Here is a 19,572-nt window from a genome sequence, read left to right on the forward strand (position 1 = left end):
TCGGAGCGCCTTTGCCTGATGCGTCCTGTCAGGCCGCCTGGCCCGAACAGCACATGACCGGCTGCTGCAGTTTCGATTCCGCCCATTGCATCGCACAATCACAAGTGCGGTCGACGCGCCTCCACATTGAGCTTTGGGAAACGACCACCATATCTTCGGCAAGGGAGCCCTTGCCGTGCAAATCATTAAGGCGGCCCTCGTTGCGGCGATCGGTGTCGTCGCTCTTGCTCTCGGCCCGCTCGGCAGTGCGGCGGAGGAGAACGGCCGTCTTGCACTCATCGTCACGATCGATGGAGCCATCGGACCGGCGTCGGCGAGCTATGTGAAGGAGGCCTTGACCACGGCAGCCGCGCGGCGCGCCGAAGTCGTGATCCTGAAAATGAATACGCCCGGCGGTCTCAATTCGAGCATGCGAGAGATCATCGCGGATGTGCTTGGTTCGTCCGTTCCCGTCGTCGGATACGTTGCGCCCTCGGGCGCTCATGCGGCGAGCGCGGGGACCTACATTCTTTATGCAACCCATATCGCGGCGATGGCGCCCGGCACCAATATCGGTGCCGCGACACCGGTGCAGATTGGCGGACCGCTTCCGGGCCTCCCGGGCGGCGCCCCCGAGAAGGACGGCAAGGAGAAGAAGGATGAGCCGAAGGACGCGATGACGGCAAAGGTGACGAACGATGCCGTCGCCTTCATCCGCAGCCTCGCCGAATTGCGCAATCGCAATGCCGATTGGGCCGAGAAGGCGGTGCGTGAAGCCGCCACGCTTTCGGCCAACGGCGCGTTGCAGGAAAAGGTCATCGATCTCGTCGCGCGCGATCCGGCCGAATTGCTCAGGCAGATCGATGGTCGCGTGGTCGAGGTCGCAGGCGGCAAGACACAGCGGCTAGCGACGAAGAACCTCGTGGTCGAAGCCGTCGATCCCGGATGGATCTCCCAATTTCTTGCGGTCATCACCGATCCCAACGTTGCGTTCATTCTCCTGATGGTTGGCATTTACGGGCTGATCTTCGAGTTCGTGTCGCCGGGTGCGGTTGCCCCGGGGGTGGTCGGGACGATCTGCCTGTTGATCGGCCTCTATGCGCTCAACCTGCTGCCGATCAACTATGCCGGTCTCGGCTTGATGCTGGTTGGGATCGCGCTCCTCGCCGTCGAGGCCTTCAGCCCGACGGTGGTGGTCGGTCTTGGCGGCGTCGTCGCGTTCGTGCTGGGAGCGCTCATGCTGCTCCGGGTTGAGGCGCCGGGCTACCGGCTGTCGTGGTCGGTCATTGCCGTTGTCGCGGCGATGTTCGCCGGTTTTGTTCTCGTCGTGCTCGGTGCGCTTCGGCGCGCCCGCAACTCCCCGAGCCGGATCGGCGCCCAGGCCATGCGCGGCCTGCCCGCCGAGGTCCTCGACTGGAACGAGACCGAGGGGCACGTCTTTACGAATGGCGAACGCTGGCAGGCGCGTGGCGCCGACGCCTTCAGGCCCGGCGAACGGGTCGAGGTCGCCAATATTGTCGATTTGACGCTGGTGGTCCGGCGTCCGGACCGGCCAACGGCGAGGGAGGTCAACGCTGATGATTGAATATTCGATCTATGCGGTGCTTGCGCTGCTTGTCGTCATGTTTCTCACCCAGGCCGTTCGTATCCTCAGGGAATACGAGCGCGGTGTCGTTTTCACGCTCGGCCGTTTCACAGGGGTGAAGGGGCCGGGCCTCGTCATCCTCATTCCGGTCGTGCAGCAGCTCGTCAAGGTGGATCTCAGGGTGATGGTGCAGGTGGTGCCACCACAGGATGTGATCTCGCGCGACAACGTCTCGGTCAAGGTCAACGCCGTGCTGTACTTCCGTATCGTCGATCCCGAGCGTGCCATCATCAAGGTCGGCGACTACATGGCCGCGACCAGCCAGCTCGCCCAGACCACGCTGCGTTCGGTGCTCGGCAAGCACGATCTCGACGAGATGCTGGCCGAACGCGATAAGCTGAACGCCGACATCCAGGAGATCCTCGACAAGCAGACCGACGTCTGGGGCATCAAGGTTACGGGCATCGAGATCAAGGACGTCGACATCAACGAAACCATGGTGCGCGCGATCGCCAAGCAGGCCGAAGCGGAACGGTTGCGGCGCGCCAAGGTGATCAACGCGATGGGTGAGCAGCAGGCGGCCGAAAAACTCGTCGAGGCCGGCCATATCCTGGCGCAGGAGCCGCAGGCGATGCAGCTCCGCTATTTCGCAGCCCTGCACGACATCGCCGGCGAGCGGTCGTCGACCGTCGTCTTCCCGCTGCCGACCGGATTGCTCGAACATTTGATGCCGCGGCGTGAGCAACAATAGTGGAGCGTGATGAGATTGGATGAATCGTCACGCGCTCGGGCTGTTGCTGGGTGCATGTTCCTTTCGGAAGGTCGCCACACACTTTCAAGAGCATAGGCCAAAACGAAAAGGCGCCCCTTGCGGAGCGCCTTTTGCTTGTTGCCTACAATGCGGGCGGATTAGCCCGAATAATACATCTCGAACTCGACCGGGTGCGGGGTCATCTCGAAGCGGGCGACTTCGGTCATCTTCAGCTCGATGTAAGCGTCGATGAAGTCGTCGTCGAACACGCCACCGGCCTTGAGGAATCCGCGGTCCTTGTCGAGATTTTCCAGCGCCTCGCGGAGCGAACCGCAGACGGTCGGGATCTGCTTCAGCTCTTCCTTCGGCAGATCGTAGAGGTCCTTGTCCATCGCCGGACCCGGATCGATCTTGTTCTTGATGCCGTCGAGGCCGGCCATCAGCATCGCCGCGAAGCCGAGATACGGGTTGGCCATCGGATCGGGGAAGCGCACCTCGACACGCTTGGCCTTCGGCGAAGCGGTGTAGGGGATGCGGCAGGAGGCCGAGCGGTTGCGCGCGGAGTAGGCGAGCAGCACGGGAGCCTCATAGCCCGGGACCAGACGCTTGTATGAGTTGGTCGACGGATTGGTGAAGGCGTTGATCGCCCTGGCGTGCTTGATGATGCCGCCGATGTAGTGGAGGCAGGTCTCCGACAGGTCGGCGTATTTGTTGCCGGCGAACACCGGCTTGCCGTCCTTCCAGATCGACTGGTGCACGTGCATGCCCGAGCCGTTGTCGCCATAGACCGGCTTCGGCATGAAGGTGGCGGTCTTGCCGTAGATGTGCGCGACCTGGTGGATGCAGTACTTGTAGATCTGCATATGGTCGGCCATCAGCGTCAGCGTGTCGAACTTCATGCCCAGCTCGTGCTGGGCGGATGCGACCTCGTGGTGGTGCTTCTCGACCTTGACGCCCATCTTGGCCATGGCGCCGAGCATCTCGGAGCGCATGTCCTGCACCGAGTCCTGCGGAGGGACGGGGAAATAGCCGCTCTTGGTGCGGACGCGGTGGCCGAGATTGCCGCCTTCATATTCGGTGTCGGAGTTGATCGGCAGCTCCGAGGAGTCGAGCCGGAAACCGGTCTTGTAGGGGTCGGACGAATAGCGCACGTCGTCGAATACGAAGAACTCGGCTTCGGGACCGACGAACACGCTGTCACCCACGCCCATCGACTTCACCATGGCCTCGGCCTTCTTGGCGATGCCGCGGGGGTCGCGGTTATAGGGCTCGCCGGTGGTCGGCTCGAGCACGTCGCAGGTGATGACCATGGTGGTCTCGGCGAAGAACGGATCGATCGTCGCGGTCACCGGATCGGGCATCAGGCACATGTCGGACTCGTTGATCGCCTTCCAGCCGGCGATCGAGGAGCCGTCGAACATCGTTCCTTCGGCGAAAATGTCCTCATCGATCATACTGACGTCGAACGTGACGTGCTGCCACTTGCCGCGCGGATCGGTGAAGCGCAGGTCGACGTATTTGACGTCGTTGTCCTTGATCGATTTCAGGACGTCTTTGGCGGTCTTCATGCATACCCCTTTTGGCTCTGCGGGTCGGTTTCCAGATGAGCAGGTTTGTTCTCGCTTTCGGCGAGTTGGCGCAACCGCACAAACGAAATCAGGCCGCCGAAGCAGCCTTTTTTCTTTCAGAGTGTCGCAAAATGCGGGATAGCACCCGGCTCAGATAGCGTCCAGCCCGGATTCGCCGGTTCGGATGCGGATCGCCTCTTCGATGTTGGAGACGAAAATCTTGCCGTCGCCGATGCGCCCGGTCTGCGCGGCACGGCGGATCGCATCGATCGCGCGCTCCACCAGGTCGTCGCCGATCACGATCTCGATCTTCACCTTTGGCAGGAAGTCAACGATGTATTCGGCGCCGCGGTAAAGTTCGGCGTGGCCCTTCTGACGGCCAAAGCCCTTGGCCTCCGTGACAGTGATGCCCTGAAGGCCGACTTCCTGAAGCGCTTCCTTCACCTCGTCGAGCTTGAACGGCTTGATGATGGCTTCGATTTTCTTCACTGCGCGCCTCCCGGCCTTTCGATCAAATAGCAACGTCTTTGTCAGGATGCGCTTCTCTTAACGCACGATCTTGTCTTCGCTATGCCGGGACCTGACCAGCCCGGCAGCAACGGCCGGCCATACCCAGATATGCCAGTGAGCACGACAAACCGAAGCGGCTTCCTCGAAAGCAGGGTCTATGCCAAGTTGCAAATGCCCTGATTATTGGAGCGTTATCAGCCTTTTAACGAGCATCTCTGATAGGTTGAGCCGGTCGGCTCAAAATACCGCAGACTACGAAATAGGCAAACAGTTCAATATCTATGCAAACAGTTGTTCCGGGAGCTGGGTCGGCACGGAATGTGCCTGTTGAAAAGGCGTTTGGACCAGGGAAGTGGCATGGAAGTTCTAACGACCGCCGAGATGCAGCGGGCTGATCAACTCAGCATCACGGCTGGCACGCCTGGCTTCAAGCTGATGCTGAGCGCCGGCCAGGCGGTCGCTGAAGCCGCAGGCGCGCTGGTGGAGGAGGGGCCGATCCTGATCGTCGCCGGTCCCGGCAACAATGGTGGTGACGGTTTTGTCGCAGCCGCCGAGCTCGCCGCACAGGGGCGTGAGGTCTCGGTGATCTTGATGTGCGAGCGCGACCAACTGCAGGGCGATGCGGCTTCGGCTGCGCGCGGCTGGAAGCACCCCGTGCTGCCGTTCAATCCGCAGGCGATCGGAAAACCTGCGCTGATCATCGATGCGCTGTTCGGCGCGGGCCTCAGCCGCAGCGTCGATGGCGAGGCGCGCGAGATGATCGAGGCGATCAATGCCAACGGGGCGCCGGTGCTGGCCGTCGATTTGCCGAGCGGCATCAACGGCACCAGTGCGGCCATGATGGGGGTGGCGGTGAACGCCACCGAGACCGTCACCTTCTTCCGCAAGAAGCCCGCGCATTTGCTGCTGCCCGGGCGAATGCATTGCGGCCGTGTGCACGTCGCCGATATCGGCATTGACGCGCAGGTGCTCGATGAGATCGCGCCGCGCACCTTCGAGAACGATCCGGATTTCTGGGGCGCTGCATTCCCCGTGCCGCGTATCGATGGACACAAGTACGCGCGAGGTCACGTGCTGGCGGTGTCCGGCGATGCCGCTGCGACCGGGGCTGCGCGGCTCGCAGCCCGCGGGAGTCTGCGTGCCGGTGCCGGGCTCGTGACCCTCGCAACCCCCCGCGATGCGCTCGCGATCAATGCGGCCGCTCTCACGGCCGTGATGGTTCGCCCCGTGGACACCGCCGTCGAGTTCGGTGAACTGCTTGGCGACAAGCGCTACAACACCTGCATGATCGGCCCGGGCGCCGGCATCGGCGAACGCACCTGCGACATGGTCCAGACTGCGCTCACGGCGCAACGGCATCTGGTGCTGGATGCCGACGCGCTGACGAGCTTTGCCGCCAAGCCGGAGCGGCTGTTTGAATCGATCAAGGCCTCGCAAGATACCGCCGTGGTGCTGACGCCGCATGAGGGCGAGTTTCCGCGCCTGTTCTCCGATCTCAGCAACAAGACGCCGGGTCGTTCGAAGCTCGAGCGCGTGCGTGCCGCTGCCGAACGTTCCGGTGCAGTGGTCTTGCTGAAAGGACCCGATACGACAATCGCGGCGCCCGACGGCCGTGCCACCATCGCCGCCAATGCGCCACCCTGGCTTGCGACCGCCGGCGCCGGCGATGTGCTTGCCGGCATCATCGCGGGCCTTCTGGCGCAGGATGTTCCGGCATTCGAAGCCGCCAGCATTGGCGTCTGGATGCATGGCGAAGCGGCGAGCGAGGCGGGGCCGGGGCTGATCGCGGAGGATCTGACAGAGACGCTGCCGGCCGTGCACCGGCGGATCTATAACGGGCTCGGGATCGAGTACTGATGCTGAGGCCACTGGTGCTCGCCGACATGGGCGCGGCGGCGCAAGTTCACCGCCTTGCATTCGACCGGGCGATGCCGTGGCTCGTCGGGCTGCATACGCCGGACCGGGATCGCTGGTTCTACCGCGAGCGCATCTTTCCAATCTGTCGTGTCTGGGGACGCTTCGACGGCGATGAGCTCAGCGGGATCATCGCCTTCCGTGACGGCTGGATCGAGCAGCTCTACGTCCGCCCAGGCGCGCAGGGCCGCGGCATCGGTAGCGGACTTCTCGACATCGCCAAAGGCGCCAACGAGCGGCTCGAGCTCTGGACCTTCCAGCGCAACGCACCGGCGCGGCGCTTCTACGAGGCTCGCGGGTTCACGCTGGCTGAGCAGACCGACGGACCGCGGAACGAGGAGAAGGAGCCCCATGCGCGGTACGTTTGGACCCGCGGCGGCTGATACCTCATTCCACCCCGTACCAGCGCACCAGCCGCGGTGCGGCCCAGTCGGTCACGACGGATTCGATCAGCCATCGCCCCGGCGACGTCGCGGCGAAGGCGATGCGTTGGGTCTGGCCGGGCTCGATGGCGAGCGTATCGAGCCAGTACGGTTTCCAGCCATCGTCGAGGCGGTCGAGCAGGCGGAAATGGTGGCCGTGGAGATGAAAGACCGTGGTCGCAGGGGCGGGGTTCGTGACGGCCAGCACGACGGTCCGGCCCGCCTTGGCCCGGAACGCTGGGGCCGAGGCGGTGGAGAAATTGGCCGTCCGGGTCCAACCGACTTCAGTCGCGCCGAGCGTGACATCGGACCGCAGGGCGCCTTTCAGGTCGAGCTTCTCGGGAAGGTCGTTCGAAGGGAGTGGCTGCGGCGGGAATAGGGGTGCGCGCCGTTCCCGGTATCCGGAGATCGCGAGGCTTCCGATTCGACGCGCCTCCCTGCCATCATGCAGCATGATGGCGGCCGACTTGACCGTGTCGACAAACGCATCCGCGCGCGCGCCGGGGGCCAGCACCAGGGCGCCGTTGCGGGCCGGGAAGGGCTCGGCGGGCTGGCCGTCCAGCGCCATCACATGGACCTCGTGGCTTTCCAATTTGATTGCCAGAACAGAGCGTTGCGAGCCATTGATGAAGCGGAGCCGCAGCCGCTCGCTGGCTGCGGCTGAGAGTTCGAACGAAGTCCGTCCGTTGAGCGTATAGAGCGGCGTCGTGTCCTTGGGATCCCGGCCCGGCGGGAGTGCGGTGCCGTCCGGCCGGACGCGCCATTCCTCAATCAGCAGAACCTCGTCGCGATCGACGGCGATTGGCGTGGTCTCGTCGGCGATGATCGGAAGTGGGCGCGCGGGCTGTTTCAGGTGGTCTTCAAAGAGCCGGAAGTCGGTTGCCAGGGTTCCAGCGTTAGGTATTGAGATGATTGATATTTCGGTTGCATCCGGGGCGGCAGGGGCGAGCCCCCGCAAGGGATCGGCCGCGTCAGCGTCATTGAGGCCGTACCAGACTGGCGCAAGCGGCACAGGCAGGGCGTTCCGGAAGGTTACCTCGCAGCGGTCAAAGCGCTTGAGATGGACATCGCCGAGTTGACTTACGGCGGTCAGCTCCCAGATCGCTGCAGGAGGCTGTTCCGGCCTCAGAGCCAGCGTCGCAGGCCGGGCCCGGAGGGCGAGCCGGGTGGTTGTTACAGGGCTTGCGCCACCGCCAAAAAGGCCCGCTGTGGACACCGTCAGGCCGGCCAAAACCTCACGCCGGCTCGGAGCAAAAATCTGCGGTTTCATAGCCCGATCCGGACCACGCGGCGCTGGATAAGTCCAGCCATCATGCCTACTTGAAGCCTGCCTCCATCAGGCCATTTTTTTGCTGCGAACAGTCGGGCACATGCTATAAGCCCGGCCGCCCGCGGCATCGCGGCCGGTCTTGATGCAAATTCACGCGGGCGTGGCGGAACTGGTAGACGCGCTGGATTTAGGTTCCAGTGACGAAAGTTGTGGGGGTTCGAGTCCCTCCGCCCGCACCAAGCGCTTATCGCGTTTGCACGGATTACCGAAGGGCCACGCTCTGCGCGGATGCTTGTCCGTCCGGAGCAGGGCTCTGATGAACCACCGGCGCAGGGGTTAGCCTCGCGCGTCGGACCGATTGATGACAGCGTCCCGACGCCCATAGCGTGCCGGGACCGAACGAAAAGAAGATTGGACGCCATGCAGGTCACAGAAACCCTCTCGGAAGGCTTGAAGCACGAGTTCAAGATCAGCGTCCCCGCGTCTGATCTCGACGCAAAGGCTGGCGCCAAGCTCGTCGATCTCAAGGACAAGGTGCGCCTCAACGGCTTCCGTCCCGGCAAGGTGCCCGTCACTCACCTCAAGAAGGTCTATGGCCGCTCGGTGATGGCCGAGACCATCGACCAGACCATCCGCGACACCAACACCCAGCTGTTCTCCGAGCGCGGCTTCAAGCTCGCGACCGAGCCGAAGATCACGATGCCGACGGAAAAGGCCGAGGTCGAGGAGCTGCTCAGCGGCAAGTCTGACCTGACCTATACGGTGGCGATCGAGGTGGTGCCGGCGATTACGCTCGCCGATTTCAAGGCCTTCCAGGTCGAGAAGCCCGTTGCCGACGTGTCCGATTCCGACGTCGACGAGGCGATCAAGCGCATCGCCGACAGCAACCGGACCTACGCCGCCAAGGGCGAGGGTGCCAAGGCCGGATCCGGTGACCGCGTCACCATCAACTTCAAGGGTACCATCAACGGCGAAGCCTTCGAGGGCGGCGCCGGCGAAGGCATCCAGGTCGTGATCGGCTCCAACACTTTCATCCCGGGGTTCGAGGAGCAGCTCATCGGCATCGCCGCAAACGAAACGCGCACGCTGAAGGTTTCGTTTCCCAAGAACTACATGAGCGAGAAGCTCGCCGGCCAGCCGGCCGAGTTCGAGACCACCGCGACGCTGATCGAAGCGCCGCAGGATCTTGCGATCAACGACGAGTTCGCCAAGACGCTTGGCCTGGAATCGCTGGACAAGCTCAAGGAAGTCGCCCGCGAGCGGCTCACGGCCGAGTACGCCGGCGCGACGCGCCAGCGCGTCAAGCGTGCGCTGCTCGATCGTCTCGACGAGGCGCATCGCTTCGAGGCGCCGCCTTCGCTCGTCGACGAGGAGTTCAATCTGATGTGGAACTCGGTCAAGGCCGAGATGGATTCCGCCGGCAAGACCTTTGCCGACGAGGACACCACCGAGGAGAAGGCCAAGGAAGAGTACCGCAAGATCGCCGACCGCCGCGTGCGTCTTGGTCTCGTGCTCTCCGAGATCGGCGAGAAGAACAAGATCACCGTGACCGACGACGAGGTCGGCCGCGCGGTGATCGAGCGCGCGCGCCAGATGCCCGGCCGCGAGAAGGAGGTCTGGGACTATTATCGCAACAATGCCCAGGCGCTGGCCCAGCTTCGTGCACCGATCTACGAGGACAAGGTCGTCGATTTCATCCTCGAACTCGCCAACGTGACCGAGAAGAAGGTCTCGCGCGAGGACCTGTACAAGGACGACGAGGAAAAGACTGCGGCCTGAAGGCTTTGAGCAATCCCTTTCTTGAGAAAGCCTTCCGTTAAGGATGATCAGCGAACAGGCCCAGCTAGCCAGATGGCCGGCTGGGCCTTGTTGCAAGAATCGGCTTCAAGTGCCGGGTGGATTAAGCCTTAATTCGGTCCGCACTTGTCTGGCGCGAATTGGGCTATATCTCTCGGTACCTACGCGTTCTACCTCTACCCACTTCCTGCATCACGGGACGTCCATCGGCCTTCCGGCAAAACCCAGTCCGACTGGCAGCCAAGACTACAGCTAAGACTGGCGATGTTCGCCTCTAAAACCCTAGGTGACTCATGCGCGATCCGGTTGAAACCTACATGAACCTCGTGCCCATGGTGGTCGAGCAGACCAATCGTGGCGAGCGCGCCTACGATATTTTCTCGCGCCTCCTGAAGGAGCGCATCATCTTCGTGACCGGCCCGGTCGAGGACGGGATGTCGACGCTGATCGTCGCCCAGTTGTTGTTCCTTGAGGCGGAAAATCCGAAGAAGGAAATCTCGATGTACATCAACTCGCCGGGCGGCGTGGTGACGTCGGGCCTTGCGATCTACGACACCATGCAGTTCATCCGCCCGCCGGTCTCGACGCTGTGCACCGGCCAGGCTGCCTCGATGGGCTCGCTGCTGCTGACCGCCGGCGAGAAGGACATGCGCTTCTCGCTGCCGAACGCACGTATCATGGTGCATCAGCCCTCCGGCGGCTTCCAGGGCCAGGCCACCGACATCATGCTGCATGCGCAGGAAATCCTGAACCTGAAGAAGCGGCTCAACGAGATCTACGTGAAGCACACCGGCCAGACCTACAAGACGATCGAGGACGCGCTGGAACGCGACAAGTTCCTGACCGCCAACGACGCCAAGGAGTTCGGCCTGGTCGACAAGGTCATCGACAAGCGCGCGGAAGAGGTTGCGCCCGCGAAGGCCCCTTAGCGTTCGCGGGAGCTGCATTTCCCCGGGGATAGTGGGGATCGTCAGCATCGGCCTTCAGTCAGGGACGCGTTTGCAAGGGCGCAAAAAGCCGGTTTTGCGCCCTGCGGCAGGCAGAAAGTTCCGCTTTCGTGCTTGTTTTTCGTGGTAATCCAGCAACGCTGGGGCGATTTTGGTCACTTCGCCCGTGCCAAGACGTGAAATCACGGTATTGTCACGGGTTGCCGGCGACCCCCCGATTAGCGAATTCTTGATAGTCGGGTGACAGCATGGTTGGCTACGAATGATCGGCTATGATCGCGGAGAATCGAGTGACCGTGATTCGCACGGGATGTAACGCGTAGGGTCTTTTTTGGTACGGAATTTGCTCTACTTAAGCTTCATGGCGGCCATCGTGCCGGAATGGAGCGATCGAGCGGAACGGGATCGAACCGCGGACGGAGACATGAATGAGTAAGGTCGGCACGAGCGACTCCAAGAACACGCTATATTGCTCGTTCTGCGGCAAGAGCCAGCACGAAGTCCGCAAACTGATCGCGGGTCCCACGGTCTTCATCTGCGACGAGTGCGTCGAGCTCTGCATGGACATCATCCGCGAGGAGAACAAGTCCTCGCTGGTCAAGTCGCGCGACGGCATTCCGACGCCGAAGGAAATCTGCAAGGTCCTGGACGATTACGTGATCGGCCAGAGCCATGCGAAGAAGGTCCTGTCGGTCGCGGTGCACAACCACTACAAGCGCCTCAACCATCAGACCAAGCACAACGACGTCGAACTCGCGAAGTCGAACATCCTGCTGATCGGTCCGACCGGTTCGGGTAAGACGCTGCTCGCGCAGACGCTCGCCCGCATCCTGGATGTGCCGTTCACGATGGCGGATGCGACCACGCTGACCGAAGCCGGCTATGTCGGCGAGGACGTCGAGAACATCATCCTGAAGCTGCTCCAGGCCGCCGACTACAATGTCGAGCGCGCCCAGCGCGGCATCGTCTACATCGACGAAATCGACAAGATCAGCCGCAAGTCCGACAATCCCTCGATCACGCGCGACGTGTCGGGTGAGGGCGTGCAGCAGGCGCTGCTCAAGATCATGGAAGGCACGGTGGCTTCGGTCCCGCCGCAGGGTGGCCGCAAGCATCCGCAGCAGGAATTCCTGCAGGTGGATACCACCAACATCCTGTTCATCTGCGGCGGTGCGTTCGCCGGCCTCGAGAAGATCATCTCGGCGCGCGGCCGGTCCACCTCGATCGGATTCGCAGCCCAGGTGATGGCGCCGGAAGACCGCCGCACCGGCGAGATCTTCCGTCACGTCGAGCCTGAGGATTTGCTGAAGTACGGCCTCATTCCCGAGTTCGTCGGTCGTCTGCCGGTCGTGGCGACGCTCGAGGATCTGGACGAGACTTCGCTGAAGAAGATCCTGACCGAGCCGAAGAATGCGCTGGTCAAACAGTACCAGCGGCTGTTCGAGATGGAGAACATCGAGCTGACCTTCGCCGACGAGGCGCTCGGCGCGGTCGCCCGCAAGGCGATCGAGCGCAAGACCGGCGCGCGCGGGTTGCGTTCGATCCTCGAGGCGATCCTGCTCGAGACCATGTTCGACCTCCCGGGCCTGGAAGGTGTGGAAGAAGTCGTGATTTCCCGCGAAGTCGTCGAAGGCACGGCCCGTCCGCTCTACATCTATGCCGATCGGACCGATCGCGCCGTCGAGAACGCCAGCGCCTGATTTCGCGGCGCTGGACGCTCCAATCGTCTTTCATAGTGGCGGCTGCGGATAGGTGTTCCGCAGCCGGTCTTGCGTCGCTTACCCACGTGCGTAAGCGCCTGATGGTGCGTGTTTTTCAATGACTTGACACCCCCCGGGTCGATAGCCACCTAATATCGGCGGCGAGCGAGAATCCCCTTCAAGATTCGCCTCAGTTCGATCCGGCAAGCCCGGTCCAACCTTCGAACGGTTGGCCGGTTTTGTGGATCACCTCGGCACCTTGTGGCGGTTGCGCACCAGATGCGGGCTGCGTGCAAGGGGGCAAAGCAAAAGGAAAAGGCCATGACTAACCCAAAACCCCGGCCAACCATCGTCCATGGCGAGACGCACGCGTATCCCGTGTTGCCGCTGCGCGATATCGTCGTCTTCCCGCACATGATCGTTCCGCTGTTCGTCGGCCGCGAGAAGTCGATCCGCGCGCTCGAAGAGGTGATGAAGAACGACGCGCTGATCATGCTGGCGACGCAGAAGAACGCGTCCGACGATGATCCGGCGCCCGATGCCATTTACGAGACCGGGACGCTTGCCAGCGTGCTGCAGCTCTTGAAGCTCCCTGACGGCACCGTGAAGGTGCTGGTCGAAGGGCTCGAGCGTGCGCGCGTGGCAAAATATACTGATCGCGCCGACTACTACGAAGCCACCGCCGTTGCGCTCGCCGATACCGATGCGAAGTCGGTCGAGGCGGAAGCCTTGGCGCGCTCGGTCGTGTCGGACTTTGAAAGCTATGTGAAGCTCAACAAGAAGATCTCGGCCGAGGTCGTCGGCGTGGTGCAGGCGATCACCGATTTCGCCAAGCTCGCTGACACCGTCGCCTCGCATCTTGCAGTCAAGATCGCGGACCGGCAGGGCATCCTGGAGACGCTGTCCGTCACCACGCGCCTGGAGAAGGTGCTGGGCCTGATGGAGAGCGAGATCTCGGTGCTGCAGGTCGAGAAGCGCATCCGCTCGCGCGTCAAGCGCCAGATGGAGAAGACCCAGCGCGAGTATTATCTCAACGAGCAGATGAAGGCGATCCAGAAAGAACTCGGCGACGACGACGGTCGCGACGAGCTCGCCGATCTCGAAGAGAAGATCTCCAAGACCAAGCTTTCCAAGGAAGCGCGCGACAAGGCGCAGCATGAATTGAAGAAGCTGCGCCAGATGTCGCCGATGTCCGCGGAAGCGACCGTCGTGCGCAACTATCTGGATTGGCTGCTGTCGATTCCGTGGAACAAGAAGTCCAAGGTGAAGAAGGACCTGGAGCAGGCGCAGGCCATCCTGGATTCCGATCACTACGGGCTCGAGAAGGTCAAGGAACGCATCGTCGAGTATCTCGCGGTGCAGTCGCGCGCCAACAAGCTGACGGGTCCGATCCTGTGCCTCGTCGGTCCTCCCGGCGTCGGCAAGACCTCGCTCGGGAAGTCGATCGCGAAGGCGACGGGCCGCGAGTTCGTGCGCGTGTCGCTCGGCGGCGTGCGCGACGAGGCCGAGATCCGCGGTCACCGCCGCACCTATATCGGCTCGATGCCCGGCAAGATCATCCAGTCGATGCGGAAGGCGAAGTCGTCCAATCCGCTGTTCCTGCTTGACGAGATCGACAAGATGGGCGCCGATTTCCGCGGCGATCCGTCCTCGGCCTTGCTCGAGGTCCTCGACCCCGAGCAGAACGGGACGTTTGCCGACCACTATCTGGAGGTCGACTACGATCTGTCGAACGTCATGTTCATCACGACCGCGAATACGCTCAACATTCCCGGACCGCTGATGGACCGCATGGAGATCATCCGGATCGCGGGTTACACTGAGAACGAGAAGGTCGAGATCGCACGCAAGCACCTGATCCCGAACGCGGTGTCCAAGCACGGCCTGGACTCCAAGGAGTTCTCGATCGATGACGACGCGCTGCTGCTTCTGATCCGCCGCTACACGCGTGAGGCGGGCGTGCGCAATTTGGAGCGTGAGCTCTCCACACTCGCCCGCAAGGCGGTGAAGGAGCTGATGATCTCCAAGAAGAAGTCGGTAAAGGTCACCGAGAAGACTCTGGAAGAGCTCTTGGGCGTGCCGAAGTACCGCTTCGGCGAGATCGAGAGCGAGCCGCAGGTCGGCATCGTTACCGGCCTTGCCTGGACGGATGTCGGCGGCGAACTGCTGACCATCGAAGGCGTCATGATGCCCGGCAAGGGCAAGATGACCGTCACGGGCAATTTGCGCGACGTGATGAAGGAGTCGATCTCGGCGGCGGCGTCCTATGTCCGCTCGCGTGCGATCAACTACGGCGTCGAGCCGCCCCTGTTCGACAAGCGCGACATCCACGTGCACGTGCCGGAAGGCGCAACGCCGAAGGACGGTCCGTCGGCGGGCGTCGCCATGGCCACCGCGATCATCTCGGTCATGACCGGCATCCCGGTCCGCCACGATGTCGCGATGACGGGCGAGATCACGCTGCGCGGCCGCGTGCTGCCGATCGGTGGTCTGAAGGAGAAGCTGCTCGCCGCAGCCCGCGGCGGCATCAAGACGGTGCTGATCCCCGAGGACAACGCCAAGGATCTCACGGAGATTTCCGATGCGATCAAGGGCGGCATGGAGATCATCCCGGTCTCGCGCCTCGACGACGTGGTCGCGAGGGCGCTGGTGAAGAAGCCGGTGCCGATCGTCTGGGAAGAGGACACCAAGGTGACCGTGAAGCCCGACGGGGATGAGGCCGCCGGCGGCCTGACCGCTCACTAAGGTTCGGCGAAAGATGATAAAACGGCGCCTTCGGGCGCCGTTTTTGTTTTGGGAGCGGACGATGCATGTCGACGGACAGTGCCATTGCGGGAAGATCACCTTCGAGGCCGAGGTCGATCCTGAGGCCGTCTCGGTTTGCCATTGCCGCGACTGCCAGACCCTGACCGGCTCGCCGTTCCGGGTGACGGCCATCTGTACGGCTGCCGACGTCAAGCTCACCGGCGGCTCGCCAAAAGTCTACGGCAAGCGTGGCGACAACGGCCGGACGCGTTTCCAGCACTTCTGCGGCGAATGCGGTTCCCCGCTGTTCACCAGCGGCGAGGGCGATCAGGCCGACGATTGGGGCGTCCGCTGGGGCTCGATCCGCCAGCGGGACAAATTGCGCCCTGTCAGGCAGATCTGGTGTCAGTCGGCCGCGGTCTGGATCGACGCCGTGCCGCTGCTGCCGGGGAGGCCGCAGGATTGAGGTCCGGGAAATCAAGTTCCGCGCTTGCCCGCCCCGGCCCTGTGAGGCTAAAGAGGCGGCGAGGGGCGGTTAGCTCAGCTGGTTAGAGCATCTCGTTTACACCGAGAGGGTCCGCGGTTCGAATCCGTGACCGCCCACCAGTCAAATCAATTTAGATTGGCGCTTTTGGCCTGGCGGCCCTTGGCAGGCGGCAAAGCTCTGCCGCGCCCATGATATTCCCCAGGAAACGTCGCTCGCGGTTCTTGCGCGCGGAAAGCAAAGCGCCCGGTTGCTAGCCCCAGGCGCTTCGTTTTGAATGCGGACACGTCGCTCCGTCGAAGGTCGTCCTGCCTTGTGGACCCGCCGGCTCGCGGGCGGCCGGGGGACACGGCGTGGAACCCTGTCGAAGCTTGCGGCTTTATTGCATGTTGTTTCCGGTTTTTCGATTGCTGATCCGATGGCCGATTTCGAGTCAGAAGTTCTGGAGACTTATTGTCCCCCAGTTCCGCTTCCACCGGCGAGGCGGCTGCGCTGGTTTCGTCTGCTGGCAACGCTGAAACGCAATCCGCTGGAATGCTGGAGCGATGAATTCTTTCGCGAGCCGATCGTGAAGGTCAGGCTGCCGTTCACCGACAGCGTCATCGTGCACGAGCCCTCGGCGATCAAGCGCGTCCTTGTCGACAATGCCGGCAACTATCGCAAGGATCCGATTCAGCGCCGCATTCTCGCCAGCGGTCTCGCCGATGGCCTGCTCAGCGCCGAAGGTGAACGTTGGGAGATGCAGCGGCGTACGCTGGCCCCATTGTTCGCGCGCCGCACCGTGGCCAGCTTCGCCTCCGCGATGCTCGAAGCGTCCGAAAGATTGGCGGAGAGGTGGTCCGCGCTCGGTCCTCGCGCAACCATAGACGTCGCGGCCGAGATGACCTTGATTACGCTGAACGTACTCGCTCGGACCATCTTTTCGGACGGCATCGGCGGCGACTACGATCAATTCCGGGTCGCGATGAACGCCTACTTCGCCGTGATCGGCCATATCGGCGCATTGGATCTGCTCGGGGTGCCGCAGTCCGTGCCGCGACCGGGGCGCCGCCGCCTGCGGCAAACGATGGCTTACTTCGAGGGAATCATCGATCGCATCATCGAAATGCGGTGCCGGCGCCTCGTGGGCCGGCCGGCAGGGGAGGCCCCTTCCGACCTTCTGACGCTGCTGTTGCGCACGCCAGACCCTGCAACGGGACGGCCGATGTCGCGGGCCGAGATCAGATCGAATATTCTGACCTTTCTGTCGGCAGGACACGAGACCACCGCCAATACGCTCGCGTGGTCGATGTTCTTGCTGTCGCAGGCCTCGCAGTGGCGCGCCCGGGTCCGGGCGGAGGCCGCGCGCGAGCTTGCCGGGCCCGTCGAGGGCCTTGCTGACCGGTTGATCGTGACGCGGGCCGTGATCGAGGAGGCGTTGCGGCTTTATCCACCGATCGCCGCGTTGAGCCGGGTCGCGGAAGCGGCGGATACGCTCGGTGGCGTCGCGATCAGGCCGCGTTCGCTGGTCGTGATCGCGCCTTACGTGCTGCACCGCCATCGTCTGCTCTGGACGCAGCCCGACCTGTTTGATCCGTCTCGTTTTCTGCCCGAGCGGCGCGCGGCGATCCCACGCTTTGCCTATCTGCCGTTCGGAGTCGGGCCGCGCATTTGCATCGGCGCGTCCTTCGCGCTTCAGGAGGCGACAATCGTGCTTGCAGCGCTCGTGCAGCGCTTCGACATGGAACTGGCACCGGGCGCTCAAGTGTGGCCGTTGCAGAAGATTACGCTACGTCCCGCCGGCGGACTGCCGATGCGGTTGAAGCCAAGCGTTCGCGACGTGCAGCCAGCCCTCCATTGCCGGACACAAATGGGCTGAACGAGCGCCAAGAGCTTTTCCGCCAGCGCCGGGGGGCCGCGCAGAAACCGATCGCATCACGTGACTTTGTCACCGTGTCGTTGCAACATCAGCGGCACGGGCGCGGCAGGCCTCGCGCCGATGGGAATGACCGGGGATATGATGCAACAGCCTGATGGACACGAGCAAAACGCCGACCAGATCGCCTATTGGAACGGACCGAGCGGGCAGCGCTGGGCCGATCGTCACGCCGCGCAGGAGAGCCTGCTCGGACCGATTGCCGACGTGTTGATTGACCGCGCCAGGCCCAGGCCCGGTGAGCGCGTCCTCGATGTCGGCTGTGGCTCGGGGGCGACGACCTTTGCCTTCGCGAAGGCGGTGGCGCCTGACGGGTTTGCGCTCGGCCTCGATGTGTCCGAGCCGATGCTGTCGCAGGCGCGCGCGTTTGCGCCGAAGGGGCTGCCCTTGGATTTCGTGCTGGCGGATGCGACGGTGCATCCGTTCGAGCCTGCGAGCTTTGATCTGCTCGCCTCGCGCTTCGGCGTGATGTTCTTTGCCGATCCGATTGCGTCCTTCACCAATCTTCGGCGTGCGCTGAAGCCGACGGGACGGCTCGCCTTCGTCTGCTGGCGTGAGCCTAAGGAAAATCCCTGGATGATGGCGCCGCTGATGGCGGTGTACAAACACGTGCCGAAGATGCCGCCGGTCGGGCCGGAGGAGCCGGGCCCCTTCGCGTTTGCGTCTGAGGAACGCGTCACGCGTATCCTCACGGGCGCGGGCTTCGTCGACGTCGCGATGGAGCCGCACAATCTTCCCATGGACATCGCGATTGGCGGCGGACTCGATGCCGCCGTCGATGGCTCGCTCCAGATCGGCCCCGCCAGCCGCGCGCTGCAGGACCATCCGTCGGAGACGGTTGCAGCAGCCAAGGCCTCGATCCGCGAAATGCTCGCGCCGTTCGTGAAAGGGCAGAGCGTGGCGCTGCAGGGCGCGATCTGGATCGTGACGGCGAGGGCGGGATAGGACGCAAGCCGCGCTCGCAATGACGGCGCGGAGAGGCTTGTGAAATCCTACACCACATCATCCGGGGCCAGTGCGCAGCCATTGTCCGGATGCGTTTCGACCTGGAGCGTGGTGTGGCCGATGCGGAAGGTCGTCTTCAGCATCTGCGCAGTTTCCATCAGGAATGCGTCAGCGGTGCCTGATGGCATCACGAGATGACAGGTCAGAGCGGTCTCGGTGGTCGAGATCGGCCAGACGTGGAGATCGTGGATTGCCGAAACGCCCGGCCGGGCCAGCAAGAACGTCCTGATGGCGGTGAGATCAGTGCCCTTGGGCGCCGCCGCCATCGACATGTCGATGGAGCCGCGCAACAGACTGGTGGTGCTCCAGAGGATGCTTCCGCAGATGACGAGGCTGGTGACCGGATCGAGCCAGAGCCAGCCGGTCCAGATGATCAGCGCCGCCGAGACGACGACGCCGAGGGAGACTGCGGCATCGGCCGCCATGTGCAGGTAGGCGCCTTCGATGTTGATGTCGTCCTTGCGTCCACCGGCGAACAGCATGGCGGTGAAGCCGTTGATGAGGATGCCGATACCGGCGACCACCATCACTGTGAAGCCGGCGACCGGCTCCGGTTCGCGCAGGCGCAGGATCGCCTCCCAGCCGATCGCGCCGGTTGCGACCAGCAGAAACACCGCATTGGCTAGCGCAGCCAGAATCGTGGAAGCGCGGAAGCCATAGGTGAAGCGGCCGCTCGGCGCGCGCCGCGCAGCGATCGAGGCGCCCCAGGCCACGACCAGGCCGAGCACGTCGGAGAGATTATGGCCGGCATCGGCGAGCAGGGCCGTGGAATTGCCGAGATAGCCGTAGACCGCCTCGGCCACGACCAGCGCGGTGTTGAGCGTTATGCCGATCGCGAACGCCTTGCCGAAATCGGCGGGCGCATGGACATGGTCGTGACCATGACCATGCGAATGGCCGTGGCTGTGGTCGTGGCCATGATCATGCGCATGATCGCGGTGGTCATGGTGATGATGACCGTGATGGTCGTGGTTGCCCAA

Annotated in this window: 15 protein-coding genes and 2 tRNA genes; 13 read left to right on the plus strand and 4 right to left on the minus strand. The window is 63.3% G+C overall.

Annotated elements, in window-relative coordinates; genetic code table 11:
* Positions 1 to 175 precede the first annotated feature (175 nt).
* A complete protein-coding gene (locus tag XH88_RS32810; protein WP_271672347.1) occupies positions 176 to 1,564 on the plus strand; it encodes an NfeD family protein in 1,389 nt (462 codons plus the stop codon).
* Positions 1,554 to 2,315 (plus strand): slipin family protein, encoded by a 762-nt coding sequence (locus XH88_RS32815; protein WP_271672436.1) that lies wholly within the window; start codon positions 1,554 to 1,556, stop codon positions 2,313 to 2,315. The genes XH88_RS32810 and XH88_RS32815 overlap by 11 nt, the downstream gene beginning before the upstream one ends.
* Before the next feature lie 158 nt (positions 2,316 to 2,473).
* On the opposite strand, the gene glnA is transcribed toward XH88_RS32815, so the two are convergent.
* Together glnA and XH88_RS32825 are read right to left on the minus strand one after the other, a co-directional pair.
* Positions 2,474 to 3,883, minus strand: coding sequence for a type I glutamate--ammonia ligase (gene glnA, locus XH88_RS32820; protein WP_271672348.1), 1,410 nt, complete (start codon positions 3,881 to 3,883; stop codon positions 2,474 to 2,476).
* A 150-nt stretch (positions 3,884 to 4,033) separates the two neighbouring features.
* Positions 4,034 to 4,372 (minus strand): P-II family nitrogen regulator, encoded by a 339-nt coding sequence (locus tag XH88_RS32825; RefSeq protein ID WP_007603495.1) that lies wholly within the window; start codon positions 4,370 to 4,372, stop codon positions 4,034 to 4,036.
* 378 nt (positions 4,373 to 4,750) lie between these two features.
* Between XH88_RS32825 and XH88_RS32830 the strand changes: the two genes are divergently transcribed.
* Positions 4,751 to 6,250 carry an NAD(P)H-hydrate dehydratase gene (locus XH88_RS32830; RefSeq protein WP_271672349.1) on the plus strand — a complete coding sequence of 500 codons (1,500 nt, stop codon included), beginning with the start codon at positions 4,751 to 4,753 and terminating at the stop codon, positions 6,248 to 6,250.
* Positions 6,250 to 6,690, plus strand: coding sequence for a GNAT family N-acetyltransferase (locus tag XH88_RS32835; protein ID WP_271672350.1), 441 nt, complete (start codon positions 6,250 to 6,252; stop codon positions 6,688 to 6,690). The genes XH88_RS32830 and XH88_RS32835 overlap by 1 nt, the downstream gene beginning before the upstream one ends.
* Positions 6,691 to 6,694: 4 nt before the next feature.
* Here XH88_RS32835 and XH88_RS32840 read toward each other — a convergent pair whose 3' ends face one another.
* Entirely contained in the window at positions 6,695 to 7,999 is a 1,305-nt protein-coding gene (locus tag XH88_RS32840) for a multicopper oxidase family protein (RefSeq protein WP_271672351.1), read from the minus strand.
* Between the two features lie 154 nt (positions 8,000 to 8,153).
* On the opposite strand from XH88_RS32840, the gene XH88_RS32845 reads away from it, so the two are divergent.
* From XH88_RS32845 to XH88_RS32885, 9 genes are all read left to right on the plus strand, one after another.
* Positions 8,154 to 8,238: transfer RNA gene (locus XH88_RS32845), tRNA-Leu, on the plus strand.
* A 181-nt stretch (positions 8,239 to 8,419) separates the two neighbouring features.
* Positions 8,420 to 9,778, plus strand: coding sequence for a trigger factor (tig, locus tag XH88_RS32850; protein ID WP_271672352.1), 1,359 nt, complete (start codon positions 8,420 to 8,422; stop codon positions 9,776 to 9,778).
* A 311-nt stretch (positions 9,779 to 10,089) separates the two neighbouring features.
* Complete coding sequence (locus XH88_RS32855; RefSeq protein ID WP_271672353.1) at positions 10,090 to 10,725, plus strand: ATP-dependent Clp protease proteolytic subunit; 636 nt, start codon at positions 10,090 to 10,092, stop codon at positions 10,723 to 10,725.
* A gap of 446 nt (positions 10,726 to 11,171) precedes the next feature.
* Positions 11,172 to 12,443 carry an ATP-dependent Clp protease ATP-binding subunit ClpX gene (gene clpX, locus XH88_RS32860; protein WP_018642420.1) on the plus strand — a complete coding sequence of 424 codons (1,272 nt, stop codon included), beginning with the start codon at positions 11,172 to 11,174 and terminating at the stop codon, positions 12,441 to 12,443.
* Between the two features lie 321 nt (positions 12,444 to 12,764).
* Entirely contained in the window at positions 12,765 to 15,188 is a 2,424-nt protein-coding gene (lon, locus tag XH88_RS32865) for an endopeptidase La (RefSeq protein ID WP_271672354.1), read from the plus strand.
* Positions 15,189 to 15,249: 61 nt separating this feature from the next.
* On the plus strand, positions 15,250 to 15,654 hold the full coding sequence (locus XH88_RS32870; RefSeq protein ID WP_271672355.1) for a GFA family protein: 405 nt from the start codon (positions 15,250 to 15,252) through the stop codon (positions 15,652 to 15,654).
* Between the two features lie 63 nt (positions 15,655 to 15,717).
* Positions 15,718 to 15,794, plus strand: a tRNA-Val gene (locus tag XH88_RS32875).
* A gap of 296 nt (positions 15,795 to 16,090) precedes the next feature.
* Positions 16,091 to 17,530 carry a cytochrome P450 gene (locus XH88_RS32880; protein WP_271672356.1) on the plus strand — a complete coding sequence of 480 codons (1,440 nt, stop codon included), beginning with the start codon at positions 16,091 to 16,093 and terminating at the stop codon, positions 17,528 to 17,530.
* Positions 17,531 to 17,671: 141 nt separating this feature from the next.
* Positions 17,672 to 18,532, plus strand: a complete 861-nt coding sequence (locus XH88_RS32885) for a class I SAM-dependent methyltransferase (protein WP_271672357.1) — start codon at positions 17,672 to 17,674, stop codon at positions 18,530 to 18,532.
* 47 nt (positions 18,533 to 18,579) lie between these two features.
* On the opposite strand, the gene XH88_RS32890 is transcribed toward XH88_RS32885, so the two are convergent.
* Positions 18,580 to 19,572 (minus strand): cation diffusion facilitator family transporter, encoded by a 993-nt coding sequence (locus XH88_RS32890; protein ID WP_271672358.1) that lies wholly within the window; start codon positions 19,570 to 19,572, stop codon positions 18,580 to 18,582.

This window comes from Bradyrhizobium sp. CCBAU 51627, from assembly GCF_028128765.1.
Lineage (GTDB): Bacteria > Pseudomonadota > Alphaproteobacteria > Rhizobiales > Xanthobacteraceae > Bradyrhizobium.

Coding starts and splice junctions, on each gene's coding strand:
- XH88_RS32880 (WP_271672356.1), top strand. CDS start 16,091: ATGGCCGATTTCGAGTCAGAAGTTCTGGAGACTTATTGTCCCCCAGTT.
- XH88_RS32870 (WP_271672355.1), top strand. CDS start 15,250: ATGCATGTCGACGGACAGTGCCATTGCGGGAAGATCACCTTCGAGGCC.
- XH88_RS32885 (WP_271672357.1), top strand. CDS start 17,672: ATGCAACAGCCTGATGGACACGAGCAAAACGCCGACCAGATCGCCTAT.
- clpX (WP_018642420.1), top strand. CDS start 11,172: ATGAGTAAGGTCGGCACGAGCGACTCCAAGAACACGCTATATTGCTCG.
- XH88_RS32830 (WP_271672349.1), top strand. CDS start 4,751: ATGGAAGTTCTAACGACCGCCGAGATGCAGCGGGCTGATCAACTCAGC.
- XH88_RS32840 (WP_271672351.1), bottom strand. CDS start 7,999: ATGAAACCGCAGATTTTTGCTCCGAGCCGGCGTGAGGTTTTGGCCGGC.
- tig (WP_271672352.1), top strand. CDS start 8,420: ATGCAGGTCACAGAAACCCTCTCGGAAGGCTTGAAGCACGAGTTCAAG.
- XH88_RS32855 (WP_271672353.1), top strand. CDS start 10,090: ATGCGCGATCCGGTTGAAACCTACATGAACCTCGTGCCCATGGTGGTC.
- glnA (WP_271672348.1), bottom strand. CDS start 3,883: ATGAAGACCGCCAAAGACGTCCTGAAATCGATCAAGGACAACGACGTC.
- lon (WP_271672354.1), top strand. CDS start 12,765: ATGACTAACCCAAAACCCCGGCCAACCATCGTCCATGGCGAGACGCAC.
- XH88_RS32835 (WP_271672350.1), top strand. CDS start 6,250: ATGCTGAGGCCACTGGTGCTCGCCGACATGGGCGCGGCGGCGCAAGTT.